Origin of the sequence: Pseudoalteromonas sp. SR41-1 (genome assembly GCF_014164015.1) — a bacterium.
GTDB classification, from domain to species: Bacteria; Pseudomonadota; Gammaproteobacteria; order Enterobacterales; family Alteromonadaceae; genus Pseudoalteromonas; species Pseudoalteromonas distincta.
In genome coordinates this window covers 68,704-83,914 of record NZ_JACJEK010000005.1, presented here as the reverse complement: position 1 = coordinate 83,914, position 15,211 = coordinate 68,704, and the positions used below count along the sequence as shown (strand labels likewise).

Sequence of the window (15,211 nt, the reverse complement as noted above, 5' to 3'; positions counted from 1 at the left end):
TTACTAATTAACACTCAAAAATCCACGACCTTTGCGGTATGATAAGCCAATAATTTATATTGATATTCTTGCAAAGAGAGACCACATGGACGCTGCATCAAAAAAGCCTGCAACTAAAAAAGCCGCAAAAAAAACACAAGTCGGGTTTGAAGAGTCCCTTTGGGATGCCGCCAATAAACTGCGCGGGAGTGTTGAATCAGCCGAATATAAGCACATTGTTTTAAGCTTAATCTTTCTTAAATTTATTAGTGATAAATTTGAAGTGCGTAAAAAGGCTATCGTTGCTGAGTACGGTGATGAATACATCGACATGGTCGACTTTTACGCGATGGATAACGTGTTTTATCTCCCAGAAGACGCACGCTGGTCATATATTCAAATCAACGCTAAGCAAGGCGATATTGCCGTTAAAATAGATACCGCGCTGCACGCGGTCGAAAAAAACAATAAATCACTTGCAGGCGCATTGCCCGATAACTACTTTTCACGTTTAGGGCTTGATGCCAGTAAGCTCTCGGCGCTTATCGATACCATTAATAATATCGACACCATTGCCAACCAAAACGAAAAAACAGAAGAAGATTTAGTCGGCCGTGTGTACGAATACTTTTTAGGTAAATTTGCCGCATCTGAAGGCAAAGGCGGGGGCGAGTTCTATACGCCAAAATCAATTGTTACCCTAATAGCCGATATGATCGAACCATTCGAAGGTAAAATTTACGACCCATGTTGTGGCTCGGGCGGTATGTTTGTGCAATCGCTTAAGTTTATTAATAGCCATAATGGCAACCAAAAAAACATATCTATTTACGGGCAAGAGTACACCAACACCACTTATAAACTGGCAAAAATGAACCTAGCTGTGCGTGGTATTTCGGGCAACTTAGGCGATGTAGCGGGCGATACCTTTTTTAAAGATCAACACCCCGACCTAAAAGCCGATTACATTATGGCAAACCCACCGTTTAACCAAAAACAGTGGCGCGCCGATAACGAGCTAGTCGACGATGCCCGCTGGGCAGGTTACCCAACACCGCCTACCGGTAATGCCAACTATGCATGGATCATGCATATGATCTCAAAACTCAGCGAGCATGGCACCGCAGGCTTTGTATTGGCTAATGGCTCAATGAGCTCTAACACCAGTGGCGAGGGCGATATTCGCCAAAAAATAATCGAAAACGATTTAGTCGATTGTATGATAGCCCTACCAGGGCAGTTGTTTTACACCACACAAATTCCGGTGTGTTTGTGGTTTATAAGTAAAGACAAGCGCGGTAATAACGAAAAAGGCATTCTAAAACGTCGCGACCGCCAAGGCGAAACGCTATTTATAGACGCCCGCGAAATGGGCTCTATGGTTAACCGCACCTTAAAAGAACTCACCAACGACGACATAGCTAAAATAACCGAAACCTATCATATATGGCGCGGCGAAGAGCTTGCGACAGATAACGAGCAAGAATATGCGGATGTTGCTGGTTACTGTAAATCAGCCACCCTTGCCGATATAAAAGCGAACGACTACGTACTAACACCCGGTCGTTATGTTGGTGCCGCTGAACTTGCCGATGATGGCATTCCTTTCGAAACTAAAATGACTGAGCTCAGCCAAACCCTTTATAACCAAATGAACCAAAGCGATGAGCTTGATAAAGCCATTCGTAAAAACTTGGAGGCGCTGGGTTATGGGGAGTAAATATCTGATGAAGATAAGAGATATAGCTGAAGTTTTTGATGGCCCACATGCTACGCCAAAGAAAATTGATGTAGGTCCTTATTTTTTAAGTATATCAAGCCTCGTAAATGGTCAATTAGATCTTTCTAAATCTGCCCATCTTAGCGAGGAGCAATTCAAAAAGTGGACTAAAAGGGTAACGCCCCAAGTAGGAGATGTACTCTTTTCATACGAAACTAGGCTTGGTGAAGCCGCATTAATGCCTGCTGGCGTAACTGCTTGTTTAGGAAGGAGAATGGGGTTGCTAAGGCCGGATCAATCTAAAGTTCTCCCAGAATATTTACTATATGCTTACTTGTCACCTGTTTTTCAACAAGAAATAAAAAAACGTACAATTCATGGGGCAACAGTTGAACGAATTTCATTAAGAGAGTTACCAGACTTCGATATCCACATTCCTGAAATAAAAAAGCAACGAAAAGTTATTAATACTTTGAATGCTATTAATAACAAGATAAGTCTAAACAAAAAAAACAACCATACCTTAGAACAAATGGCGCAGGCGCTATTTAAAAGCTGGTTTGTTGATTTTGATCCGGTGTTCGATAACTTACTTGCCAGTGTTGATTTTAACTTAGACAACCTTGAAACTAGTCTGCCTGACGAATTAAAACAAAAAGCACAACGCCGCTTAGTGGCACTGAACAATTTAGAAAATGCAGTAGAATGCAAAGCATCACTCAGTGCGCTCGCTCACGAGTTACAAGTACTCTCAGCAACAAAAGAAGCAACAGAAGAAGCAACAGAAGCAGCAGTTTCAGCCGCTGAAACACCCGTTAAACCAAACTTTAACGCCAACCCTAAAATATTAGCGCAACACGCCAACACCCACGCCCACTTCCCCTGTGAGTTCGAACATAACGAACAACTAGGCTGGATACCAAAAGGCTGGGAAGGGAAATCTTTTAAAGAAGTCATAGATAAATATATTGATAATAGAGGGAAAACGCCTCCACTTGTTAATAATGGCATTCCTTTAATTGAAGTTAAGCATATTCCGGAAAGCAGCAATTTCCCTAGTTTTAAATCAGAAAAACAGTTTTCATTGGAAACTTATAATACGTGGTTTCGTGCTCACGTAGAGGAAAGAGATATATTAATTTCTACGGTAGGTACTATTGGTCGGACTACTTATGTCAAAGATACAAAATTTGGTATAGCACAAAATATATTAGGGCTACGATTTGGTAAGCATGTTAACCCTGAATACATGTTTTATTATATTAAATCACATCGTTTCCAATATGATATGGATGCAAGGTTGATTACAACTGTTCAGGCTAGTATTAAGCGAAAAGATTTAGATACGATTACTATTTTAGTTCCTGACGGCCAAATTCAGAACAGATTTTCAGAAATTATAAATTCAATACTAACTCAACAGTTCTCTAAAAAGCTTGAGTCGGAGCAACTAACTAAACTCCGTGACACTTTGCTACCCAAACTCATCTCTGGTGAATTGCAAATACCCGATGTAACCACTGATGAAGAAGTAGTCGATTAATAACCTTAGCTGAGCGTTTAAAGGCCACAAAAACAAGAATAAGGATGTTTGATGAAATTTACTGAAGCCAAATTAGAACAAGCGGTGGTTGAGCTATTAGGCGAGCAAGGCTACCCGCATTTGTTGGGCGGTGAGCTTACTCGCAATAATAGCGATGTATTAATTAAAGAGGACTTACGTGCTTTTTTAACCAAACGTTACGCTAAAAATAACATTACTACCGGCGAAGTAGACTCAATTATTGCAAAGCTTGAAAAGCTGCCAGCCAGTGACTTATACGAGAGCAATAAAACCTTTTGTAAATGGCTAAGTGATGGCTTTTTACTGACACGCGAGCGCGGCATGGTAGCAGGCAACGCAGCGCAAAAAGATTTGTATATTCAGCTGCTTGATTACGACAACGTTGAACAAGGTATTAAAAGTAGCCTAATAGTAGGGAATGCTATGGCTGCTTTGGATAATGTGAATGAAGCCAGTGTGACTTACCTGCAAGACGATAATATTTATCGCTTTGTTACTCAGTTAGAAATAGAAAGCCCCACAAGTTACGACAATATTGAGCTGCGTATTCCCGATGGCATTTTATATGTAAATGGCTTGCCATTGGTGGTGTTTGAATTTAAAAGCGCAATACGCGAACAAGCCCCAATTTTTGAAGCCTTTGAGCAGTTAACGGTGCGGTACAGGCGCGCTATTCCGCAGTTATTTGTGTTTAATACCCTGTGCGTTATAAGCGATGGCGTAAACAACAAAATGGGTAACTTATTTGCGCCGTACCAGTTTTTTTACTCGTGGGGTAAAGTAACGGGGCAAGAACTAACCGCGCAAGAGGGGATTAACTCGTTACATACCTTATTGCAGGGCTTGTTTGATAAAGCGCGCCTGCGCGATGTTATGCGCAACTTTGTATTCTTCCCTGATTCTGATAATAAAAACGCTGGCAAAAAAGAGATAAAAATTGTACCCCGTTACCCGCAATATTATGCGGCTAATAAGTTGTTCGAAAATATAAAACTGCATTTAAAACCACAAGGTGATGGTAAAGGCGGTACGTACTTTGGCGCAACGGGTTGTGGCAAAAGTTACACCATGCAATTTTTAACACGCTTATTGATGAAAAGCGTTGAACTTAAAAGCCCCACCATAATTTTAATTACCGACCGAACCGATTTAGACGATCAACTTTCGCAGCAGTTTGGTAATGCTAAAACCTACATTGGCGACGACACGGTAAAAACGGTGACTAGCCGTACTCACTTACGTGAGCTACTTGAAGGCCGTAATAGCGGTGGGGTATTTTTAACGACCATTCATAAATTTACCGAAGACACCCAGCTTTTAACTGATCGCACTAACGTTATTTGTATATCTGATGAGGCGCATCGTAGCCAAGTTAATCTTGATCAAAAAATTACTATCACCGAAAAAGGTGTAAAAAAGACCTTTGGTTTTGCTAAATACCTGCACGACTCACTGCCCAATGCTACTTACGTTGGTTTTACCGGCACGCCAGTAGACGCCACGCTAGACGTGTTTGGTGAAGTGGTTGACTCGTACACCATGACTGAGTCGGTTAAAGATGAAATAACCGTACGTATTGTGTACGAAGGCCGCGCCGCCAAAGTTTGTTTAAATAACAGCAAGCTTGCAGAAATTGAAGCCTATTACAAAGAATGCGCCGATGCAGGCAGTAACGAGCTGCAAATAGAAGACAGTAAAAAAGCCACCGCTAACATGAATAGCATTCTAGGCGATCCTGACCGCATTAATGTTTTAGCAAGGGACTTTGTTGAACATTACGAAAAACGCGCTGAAGAAGGCTCTACGGTTGCAGGAAAGGCTATGTTTGTGTGTAGCTCGCGTGGTATTGCCTATCAGCTGTATCAAGAACTAGAAGAACTACGCCCACATTGGTTTGATGTAGTAGATACCGACGACGCTCAAAAACTATCAGATACCGAGCGAAAACGTGCCATTAGCGAAGGCCGTATTGCAGCGCCTTCTGAAAAAGTAAAAATGGTGATGACGCGTGGCAAAGACGACGTTGAACGATTATATAATTTACTTGGCAGTAAAGACGCGCGTAAAGAGCTTGATAAACAATTCAAAAATGCTAACTCGAATTTTAAAATAGCCATAGTGGTAGATATGTGGCTAACCGGTTTTGACGTGCCATTTTTAGATACCATGTACATAGATAAACCACTGCAAAAGCACAGCTTAATACAAACTATTTCACGCGTTAACCGCCAGTTTGAAGGCAAAGACAAAGGCCTTGTGGTTGACTACATTGGTATTAAATCTGAAATGAATAAAGCCCTAGCGCAGTATTTAAAAACAGACGAAACCAACTTTGAAGATATTACTGCCTCGGTTATTGAAGTAAAAAATCACTTAGCGTTACTTGCCCAGTTATTTCATAAATTTGACAGCAGCCCATACTTTACCGGTCAAGCCGTTGCCCAATTAAATTGCTTAAACCACGCCGCTGAGTTTGCACTAATTACCGAAAAGCGCCAAAAGCGTTTTATGGATTTAGTAAAGCGTTTAAAAGCCGCTTACGATGTTTGTTGCGGTAGTGAAAAAATTAACGAAAACGAGCGTAACCACATCCACTTTTACCTCGCTATTCGCTCTATTATTTACAAGCTAACCAAAGGTGAAGCGCCCGATACCGCGCAAATGAACGCCAAAGTACGTGAAATGATAAGCGAAGCCCTGCAAAGCGACGGCGTAGAAGAAGTATTTAAACTCGGCAATGAAGATGGCGGCGAAATCGACATTTTTAATGACGACTACATCGCTAAAATAGAAAAAATAAAACTCCCGAATACCAAAATAAAAATACTGCAACAAATGCTAGCTAAAGCCATTGGCGAGCTTAAAAAAGTAAACCAAACCCAAGGCATCGACTTTACTAAACGTTTTGAATCGCTGGTACAGCGCTACAACGAACGAAAAGAAGATGACGTACTGGTAAGTAGCGTATTAGATGACTTTTCAGAAAGCATGGTTGATATGATTTACAGCGTACGCGACGAAATGAACGCCGGCGACGAGCTAGGAATCGATATTGAAGAAAAAGGCTTTTACGACGCGTTAAAAGCACTTGCCGTTAAATACGACTTTGACTACCCCGAAGATAAGCTAATAGAGCTCGCCCAAGCGGTAAAAGTAATTGTAGACGACAAAGTAAAATTTGTTGATTGGAACCACCGCGACGATATTAAATCAGCTTTAAAAGTAGAGCTGATTTTAATACTGGCTAAATTTAAATACCCACCAATCAGCCGCGATGAAGTGTATAAAGAAATATTTGAGCAAGCGCAGAGTTTTAAAGTAAATAGGATAAAAGATAATTAGAGAAACACCATAAGTGTGAATGAGTGGATGTTTTAAAAGTAAAGTTGAATATGTAGCTCATGAGATAACTTATTAAGTGATTCACTAAATATAGTTTGTTAAAACTAGTACAAAAGATAGACCTGTTTTTCAGGCAACAAGACACTTAAAACTTAAATTAAAAGGAATTTGGCTAATGACTAAAAACTACGAAATAACTAAAAGTGGTTTTACTGTAAAAGATACAAAAACAAATCATATTTTAAAGGTAACTTACAAAAATGGTGTTTATCAGGGGGTTGTTACAATGCCTGAGCAAAGTATACAGTTACCCTCATCAGATTGGAAAAAAGGAGAAAACCCTTTTAGTAATGACACTTGTTTTGAGGGAAGGCAAACAGGCTACTCACCACAAGGATACTGGTGGTTCAGCATAAATACGGCACTACCTTTTAGCCAAATTTTGGCTGAGGTTGAAGCATTAAGTAGTACGGGTAGCTTTTTAAAAAAATTATTTATGCCAAAGGTTAAAAATAAAGCAAAGCTACTAGATGTTGTTAAAAAGCAAAATCAAACAGGTTATATGTTTGTAGATATAATTAATGATCTTGGTGAGTCAACAGAAGGCATCATGGCTAGCTCTAAGCTGATTCAGATGACATATGGTTACGCTAGGAGGGCCGCTGCAATGGCCCTTTACCTTCAAGGTTTAATTGAAAAAGATGGGTATGATCACAATTTATCATTTTTTAAAGCCATACAGCTAAAGACTGAACAGTCAGTTGATTTTCAAGAGCAAGCCTTTACTGATGCTATTGAGTACATGCAAACATATAACCCTATTATTACCCGTATGCTAGTAAAAAAAATGGCTATGATAGCTCAAAACTTTGAAGTTCCTGATGAAGAATTAAATGACGGAGAATTGATAAGTATAATTATGGAAACTTATACAAATTAGCTTAATCATTTATTTTTCTTTTTGTTAAATAATTTCAACCAACCTTATAAAAGATAGTAAAGGTTATCCAATGACAAGATCCAAACTACAGCGAATAGCATTTGTTCAACTATCTCCAAATGGTAAGTTGTATCCTATGAAGTGTGATAGGGAGGATCTTGGAAGTGGTGACGATGTAGAAGTTCTAATGTCGGTAGGCTCTGAAAATGAGCGTTATCTTGAGGGAAAAATAATTTCAGTTTCTTATGAAAGATGGAATTGTAGCTGTTATGTAGTTAATCATGTGCGTGAAGTCAGTTATGAAATTGAAAATGAAGGATTTATTAGAACTGTTAATCTAACAGAAAAATCATAAACCTATATAGCGCTAATAAGAGTCAGTAATAGTATATAGGGCAGCTATACAATAATATTATTTATGATGTGGCTTGCATATTAAATAGGATAGCTTTATCTTTTAGCTTAGGATTTCTAAGTTTTAAGGCGTGTATGGCTTTTCTATTTTCTCCCAAGGCTCGGGCATTTTCTGACGAGTCGTTGGAAAGCTACTTGTTACGGGTCGTTTCTGAGAATTTTTTTGACTCGTATGAAGGGTTGAGCTTAGCTATACGAGAAGAGCTACATGATCTTGATTTTGAGGCGCATGGCGCATTCCCGATCGACTTAAAAAGGCTCAATGTTTACCACACCAAGCATAATAGCCACTTTAGAATGCGGGCTTTAGGGCTACTTGAAACATTATTAAATTTACCTCGATACGAGCTACAAAAGTTGGCTTTGCTAAAGTCAGATATTAAGTTCAATTCCTCAGTCGCCATATATAACAATGGCGTAGACATCCCACAAAGATTTATTCGTTACTATACAGAAGATGCCGTTGATTCGATTCCGGTATGCCCACAATGTCTTGCAGAAAAAGCTTACATAAAACAAAGTTGGCATATAAAGTGGGTAAATGCGTGCACTAAACATCAGTGTACTTTGCTCCATAACTGCCCAGAGTGCTGTGCTCCAATTAACTACATAGAAAATGAGTCAATTACTCATTGTTCATGCGGTTTTGAGCTTTCTAGCGCTAGTACCTCATCTGCAAAGACATTAAGTATTGAGCATTTAAATAAATTGCTGGATAAAAGTGAGCGTAATGATAGTAACCCGCTATTTAACAATACGACTCTTACAGAACGCTTTGCTGCGCTTCTTTGGTATCACGAGCGGTATTCTCAAACAGATAATTTTTGTTTAGATGTCGCTGTGGTTTATTTTAGTAAGTGGCCAGCAGTTTTTTACAAAGAGCTTGATGAATTAAGTAAAAATGCAGAAATGAAGCTAATAGATTTGTTTAATAAAACAGAGTTTAAGTTTATTTTTGGTGATGCTATTTTGGCTTGCCCCAGAACTCAAATGCAGAGGGAACTTCACTTTATTTATAGGGCTCTATTAGATTATTTAGTTACTTTGGTTGAGGGTAATCCTAAAGCTAAAAAACCAAACACAGCCGACTTATTGGTAAGCGTATTAGAGGCTGCAACTTTGTTAGGCACTTCAGTAGAGCAGGTTTATAGGTTGTACCAAGATGGTATTTTGCAAACGGCATTTCGTCATAAAATGAACCAGCGAATCAATCCCTATAAGGGTGTGTTTTTTTTAAGGCATGTTATAGAGTACAAAACTAGTTTTGGAAATGATAAAGCTAGAATGTATTTGTCGGCATGGTGAGTATATGCATTTAAAAGAACTGTTAAAAATTACAGACGCCACCGAGCGAGATAGGTTATTACGTCGTGCTTTTTGCCCTTATACGGCAATGATTGATATAACAGGCAGCGAAGCCATTGCTCTGATAATTTTGTTAAACCTGACTTACCGGAAAAACCAAATTGATGACTTACTGGATAAGCAGCTAGCAAAACAGGCTTTAAAAAGTGAAGATCATATTAATAAATGTATTAAGGAAATAGCGTGGTTTCATACTCATAATTTAAAGTACCCTGATATTAGAGTCAGTAAGCAAAATCTAGCTGTAGCGCCTCCACTACTAGACTCTTATGTTTTGAGTAGTGCTAACTATCCTAAAGCCTATGGCTGGTCACATGACTCAGCTAAAGTTAATTTTGCTAAATTATTTGTCAGTTACTTTAAATGGCAAAATCAAGTCAGTTGTCTGGCACAAGTATTAGCTACGAACTCGGATAACTGGAAATCCGCATTTACCTCTCTAGGGTTATCCGTTAAGGCATTTAAAAGCTTATGTGTAACCGTTAAAAATTCATTGCCTGAAGAGGCCATTCCCGATTCTGTTGACCGCTACTCTCGCCAAATTAGAATGCCTTATCATGATGGTTACTTAGCTGTTACGCCTGTAATTAGCCATGTTGTTCAATCAAAAATTCAACAGGCGGCAATTGATAAACGAGCTCGATTTAGCAATGTAGAGTTTACGCGTCCTGCTGCTGTCAGTATGTTAGCTGCTTCCTTAGGTGGGGTTGTTAATGTGCTTAATTACCCTCCTAAGATACGAAGTAAATATCATGGTTTAAGTAACTCACGAGCATTTAAATTAAATAATGGGCAAACAGTATTTAATGTTGAGGCACTATTAAAGCCGGAATTAATTAAAGCTTTAGAAGGTATTATATTTAGTAATAATGCGCTGGCTCTTAAACAGCGTAGACAACAAAAAGTAAAAAACATTAAAGAGCTGAGAAACACGCTTTTAGAATGGTTTTCACCTGTATTTGAATGGCGCTTGGACGTTATTGAGAATGGGCATGACTTAGAACAGTTTGAGAGTGCTTCAGACCGACTAGAGTACAAAATACTATCGCTGCCCGACGACGAACTCCCTTCGCTAACGGTTCCTTTATTTAGGTTACTAAATGAAATGCTTGGCGGTGTGAGCATGACACAAAGGTATGCGTTTCACCCTAAATTAATGAGCCCTTTGAAAGCAGCTTTACAATGGCTCCTTATCAATCTTACAGATCAAAAAAATGAACCGATTGAAGTAGATGAAGAACATTTTCGTTATTTACATTTAAGCGGTATACGTGTGTTTGATGCGCAAGCGTTATCGAACCCTTACTGCTCAGGTATTCCATCTTTAACCGCTGTTTGGGGTATGATTCATAGCTACCAAAGAAAACTTAATGAGGCGCTAGGGACAAATGTACGGTTCACATCTTTTTCTTGGTTTATTAGAGATTATTCTACTATAGCCGGAAAAAAGCTTCCTGAACTTAGCCTTCAAGGCGCTCAGCAAAGTAAGCTTAAGCGACCAGGAATTATTGACGGCAAATACTGTGATTTGATATTTGATTTAATAATACACATTGATGGTTATGAAGATGATTTACAGGCAGTAGATAGTGAGCCTGACATTTTGAAAGCGCATTTTCCATCTAACTTTGCAGGTGGTGTTATGCATCAGCCTGAGCTTAATTCAAATATAAATTGGTGCTGTTTGTATAGTAATGAAAATCAGTTATTTGAAAAGTTAAGGCGACTCCCTTTATCTGGTTGTTGGGTTATGCCAACTGAGCACAAAATACAGGATTTAGATGAGCTACTCTTATTATCAAATAGTTATTCTAAACTAAGCCCATCTATGATGGGGTATATGTTACTCACTGAACCGATGGCTAGAGTTGGATCACTTGAAAGACTGCATTGTTATGCTGAACCAGCAATAGGAGTGGTGAAATACGAAACGGCCATTAGTGTTAGGTTAAAAGGTATTGGTAACTATTTTAATAGCGCTTTTTGGGTGCTAGATGCACAAGAAAAGTTTATGCTAATGAAAAAAGTTTAACCGGAAAATACTTAATGGAACTATGTAATATATTAAAATATGATCGCTCGCTTTATCCTGGTAAAGCTGTGTTTTTTTATAAAACGGCTGACTCTGATTTTGTTCCTCTAGAGGCTGATGTTAATAAAGTTAGAGGCCCTAAATCTGGTTTTACTGAAGCATTCACCCCGCAGTTTTCACCAAAAAACATCTCGCCTCAGGACTTAACGCATAATAATATATTAACTCTAGAAGAGTGTTATGTACCTCCAAATGTGGAACATATATTTTGTCGGTTTTCTTTAAGGGTTCAGGCTAACTCGTTGGCCCCTTCAGGCTGTAGTGATCCAGAGGTTTTTTCTTTATTAAAAGAGCTGGCAGAAACATTTAAAGAGTGTGGTGGTTATAAAGAGTTAGCCACTCGTTATTGCAGAAATATTTTATTAGGTACATGGCTTTGGCGTAATCAAAACACCGGCAACACTCAAATTGAAATTAAAACTAGCAAAGGGAGTTGTTATTTAATCGATAACACCCGTAAGTTAGCTTGGGAAAGTAAGTGGGCTTCTGATGATCTAACAGTATTGGAAGAGCTTAGTAATGAAATTGAGAGCGCATTAACTGATCCCAATGTGTTTTGGAGTGCCGATATAACCGCGAAAATAGAAGCCTCATTTTGCCAAGAAATTTACCCAAGCCAAATTCTAAACGACAAAGTTAAGCAAGGAGAGGCCTCAAAACAGTTTGTAAAAGCTAAATGTGTAGATGGCCGATACGCTGTAAGTTTTAATTCTGTAAAAATAGGTGCGGCGCTTCAGTCAATAGATGATTGGTGGGATGAGGATGCAAGTAAAAGGTTACGAGTGCATGAGTTTGGTGCAGATAAAGAAATAGGCATTGCCCGACGTCTTCCCGATTCTGAGCAAAACTTTTATTCTATTTTTAAAAATACTGAATGGTATTTATCAGCTCTTAAAAATTGCATTACTAATAAAAATGAAAATATAGACCCAGCTATTTATTATTTATTTTCTGTATTGATTAAGGGCGGAATGTTCCAGAAAAAAGCAGAGGCTAAAAAGGCGTAGTTATGCAAAGGTATTACTTCACAGTCAACTTTTTACCAAAACAAGCCAATCTAGCTCTGCTTACTGGCCGTTGTATTTCTATCATGCATGGGTTTATTTTAAAGCATAATATTGAAGGAATGGGAGTTACGTTTCCAGCTTGGTCAGACTCATCAATTGGCAATGTAATTGCTTTTGTTCATAAGGATATGGAGGTTTTAAACAACCTTAAAGAGCAAGCATACTTTGTTGACATGCAAGATTGTGGCTTTTTTAAAATAAGCCAAATTTCAACCGTTCCTGACAGTTGCCAAGAAGTACGTTTTATACGTAATCAGTCGGTAGCAAAAATATTCCAGGTGAAAGTAGGAGAAGATTAAAGCGCCTGCAAAAAAGAGCATTAGCAAGAGGTGAAGATTTTAATCCTAAAAAGCTCGATGCTCCCCGAGAGATTGACATATTTCATAGGGTAGCTATGACTAGTAAGAGTTCACAAGAAGATTATATTCTTCATATTCAAAAGCAAGATGCCGATTGCCAAGCAGAGCCAGTCTTGAGTAATTATGGTTTTTCCTCAAATGAAAAGTTTAAGGGCACGGTTCCTGATTTATCACCTTTAATAGAAAGTAATTAACCTTTATTAATGTCTTCATTATAAGCCGTTGATAACAGAACCCTCTGAGCAAGCATATAAAAATATGGGTAAAATTGAATTTGCTTTTTAATTATATGAATTATATAAATAAGCTTAGCTACTTTTATAGTGATCTGCCGAGTAGGCAGCTGAGAATGGATTTGGATTACATGCGCCATCGAAATAAAGGTGACCTGCCGTATAGGCAGCTGAAGATAAAAACAATCGATTCGATGTTTAAGTTAATGTAATTCTGCCGAAAAGGCAGTGAGTAACAGTTTAAAAACCAGCCTTAAGTTAGAAGGCTGGTTTTTGATTTAAGAAGTCGAAATATATTTAAGATTACAGACTCTATTTTTAGAGAGTATTAAGTTCCCCAATTAATGATATTGGTGATATTGCGCTGTAAGTTCGAAGATTCTAATATCAAGCTACATCAAACAACATCTGAGATTTTTTAATTCAAGCATTATAACCATGGTTGAGGTTGTCTACAGTTTTTTTGATCAACTCCCGTCCGGCAATAGTGTTAACAAACGTCAAAGGCATTTCTGAACTAAATTGCAAAGAGCGTGTATTTAGCCATGTGTTCCACCGTTCAACACTCTCAAAGTAATCAATACAAGCCGATGCCAAATGAGCTAATTCAACGATATTTTCACTTAAGGTTACATTTAAACGTTTATGTTCTTTTATATAGCGTTCGAAAGCTTTTGTATTTGTACCAATCGCCTTAGTAAACGATTGCAGATCCCAGCGTAACTCAAGTCTAAATTTCTCAACACAGTTTATATCTAAGCCACGCTGAATCAATTCAATTTCATCCAAAGGGTTTGAGTTTAAATTAATTGTTCCATCGCTGAGTATCTCTACAAATTTACGATTAGCACTAGGTTGAATATAGCTAGGCATGCACATCTCTAAGCTTGCTAAAGTTATATTTAATATAGCATCTCAAGTAACTGGCTGATAGTCGGTTTAGAGCGAGAAGCAGACAATGAAAAAGTTAAATTTATTCCTGTGTTTTCAGTAGAAATCTAATTTTGTCCAATAACATTATTAAACGCCGTTTTGGGGCAAAATAACATGCTTAATTTCTAGCTGTTTTCATTACTTGTTTACAAACGTAATTATTGGTGAAATTATCATGGTATGTAATATACGCCGTTTTGGTGTGTTATAAACCACCACAATGGTGTTCAATAAGCTGTTATGCCTCTTTGCACCTACCAGCAAAGTTTTTCACTTCTAAATATGAATAAGGATATCAATGAACTTTTTACAATTTGACTTAGGAAACATTAAACGAGGTGAAATCGTCGAAGTTACGCTTACTCGCGGTGCCAATGTTAGGTTAATGACAAGCTCAGAATTTAATAATTATAAAAATGGAAGAAGACACCGTTATATTGGTGGGTTAGCTAAACGTTCTCCAATTAGATTACAGGCGACAAGCTCTGGCCGATGGTATGTTGCCGTTGATATGCAAGGCCTTCAAGGCTCCACTCAAGCTTCCGTAAGAATGCTTCCAGGAATGTTACCTGAAATACAAGAGCGTCCATTATCAGAAGTGCCTAGCTTAGTTAGAGATAATATTCCGCCTCCAATCGAATCTGGTGGTGAAACTCATGATGTATTCATTTCACATGCATCAGAAGATAAAGATGATCTTGTTCGACCGCTAGCAAATGCGTTAATAGCCTTAGGTTTAAATGTATGGTTCGATGAAATGACACTTAGAATTGGTGACAGTCTGAGGCAAAAAATAGATAAAGGTTTAGCTAATAGTCGTGTTGGCTTAGTAGTTTTGTCCCCATCCTTTATCAAAAAAGGTTGGACTAACTATGAACTTGATGGGATTGTCACAAGAACCGTATCTGGTGAACAAGTACTGCTACCAATATGGCATGACATTACCAAGCAACAAGTGGTTGATTTCAGCCCTTCATTAGCTGATAAAGTTGCACGTAGTACTGCAACCCATACGATTGATGAAATTGCCCAAGAAATATCTGAACTCCTAGAGTCTAAGGCATAACAGCAATTAAACAAGGACAAAAAACAGTTGGCTTTTGTTCCTTCGTCACTATTTTAGCCAACAATTTTTTGCCTGTTAATGTGGGCGTTATATGGCTTTAGGAAGAAAATGAAATCTGAGGGAACAACTTTATACTG

12 protein-coding genes are annotated in these 15,211 nt (G+C 38.3%); 11 read left to right on the top strand and 1 reads right to left on the bottom strand.

The window, feature by feature from the left end; genetic code table 11:
- Positions 1-85: 85 nt before the first annotated feature.
- The 10 genes from H5118_RS05590 to H5118_RS20570 all read left to right on the top strand — a co-directional run bounded on the left by H5118_RS05590 (position 86) and on the right by H5118_RS20570 (position 13,036).
- A complete protein-coding gene (locus H5118_RS05590) occupies positions 86-1,699 on the top strand; it encodes a class I SAM-dependent DNA methyltransferase (RefSeq protein ID WP_182748106.1) in 1,614 nt (537 codons plus the stop codon).
- Positions 1,689-3,242 (top strand): restriction endonuclease subunit S, encoded by a 1,554-nt coding sequence (locus tag H5118_RS05585; RefSeq protein WP_182748105.1) that lies wholly within the window; start codon positions 1,689-1,691, stop codon positions 3,240-3,242. Before H5118_RS05590 ends, H5118_RS05585 begins: the two co-directional genes overlap by 11 nt.
- A 51-nt stretch (positions 3,243-3,293) precedes the next feature.
- Positions 3,294-6,605, top strand: coding sequence for a type I restriction endonuclease subunit R (locus tag H5118_RS05580; RefSeq protein ID WP_182748104.1), 3,312 nt, complete (start codon positions 3,294-3,296; stop codon positions 6,603-6,605).
- A gap of 175 nt (positions 6,606-6,780) precedes the next feature.
- Positions 6,781-7,545, top strand: coding sequence for a hypothetical protein (locus tag H5118_RS05575; RefSeq protein ID WP_182748102.1), 765 nt, complete (start codon positions 6,781-6,783; stop codon positions 7,543-7,545).
- A gap of 70 nt (positions 7,546-7,615) precedes the next feature.
- Entirely contained in the window at positions 7,616-7,900 is a 285-nt protein-coding gene (locus H5118_RS05570) for a hypothetical protein (protein ID WP_182748100.1), read from the top strand.
- A gap of 68 nt (positions 7,901-7,968) precedes the next feature.
- Complete coding sequence (locus H5118_RS05565; protein ID WP_310736091.1) at positions 7,969-9,264, top strand: TniQ family protein; 1,296 nt, start codon at positions 7,969-7,971, stop codon at positions 9,262-9,264.
- Between the two features lie 4 nt (positions 9,265-9,268).
- Positions 9,269-11,356 (top strand): type I-F CRISPR-associated protein Csy2, encoded by a 2,088-nt coding sequence (locus tag H5118_RS05560; RefSeq protein WP_182748098.1) that lies wholly within the window; start codon positions 9,269-9,271, stop codon positions 11,354-11,356.
- 14 nt (positions 11,357-11,370) lie between these two features.
- Entirely contained in the window at positions 11,371-12,423 is a 1,053-nt protein-coding gene (gene csy3, locus H5118_RS05555; protein WP_182748097.1) for a type I-F CRISPR-associated protein Csy3, read from the top strand.
- 2 nt (positions 12,424-12,425) lie between these two features.
- The gene (cas6f, locus tag H5118_RS20575) at positions 12,426-12,782 is read left to right on the top strand and encodes a type I-F CRISPR-associated endoribonuclease Cas6/Csy4 (protein WP_259397896.1); all 357 of its coding nucleotides are present in this window, start codon (positions 12,426-12,428) and stop codon (positions 12,780-12,782) included.
- A 95-nt stretch (positions 12,783-12,877) separates the two neighbouring features.
- The gene (locus H5118_RS20570; protein ID WP_259397895.1) at positions 12,878-13,036 is read left to right on the top strand and encodes a hypothetical protein; all 159 of its coding nucleotides are present in this window, start codon (positions 12,878-12,880) and stop codon (positions 13,034-13,036) included.
- Between the two features lie 462 nt (positions 13,037-13,498).
- On the opposite strand, the gene H5118_RS05545 is transcribed toward H5118_RS20570, so the two are convergent.
- A complete protein-coding gene (locus H5118_RS05545) occupies positions 13,499-13,948 on the bottom strand; it encodes an antitoxin Xre/MbcA/ParS toxin-binding domain-containing protein (RefSeq protein ID WP_182748096.1) in 450 nt (149 codons plus the stop codon).
- Between the two features lie 358 nt (positions 13,949-14,306).
- Between H5118_RS05545 and H5118_RS05540 the strand changes: the two genes are divergently transcribed.
- Positions 14,307-15,074: a DUF1883 domain-containing protein gene (locus H5118_RS05540; protein ID WP_182748095.1), complete on the top strand. Its 768-nt coding sequence runs from the start codon at positions 14,307-14,309 to the stop codon at positions 15,072-15,074.
- The last annotated feature ends 137 nt before the right edge of the window (positions 15,075-15,211 follow it).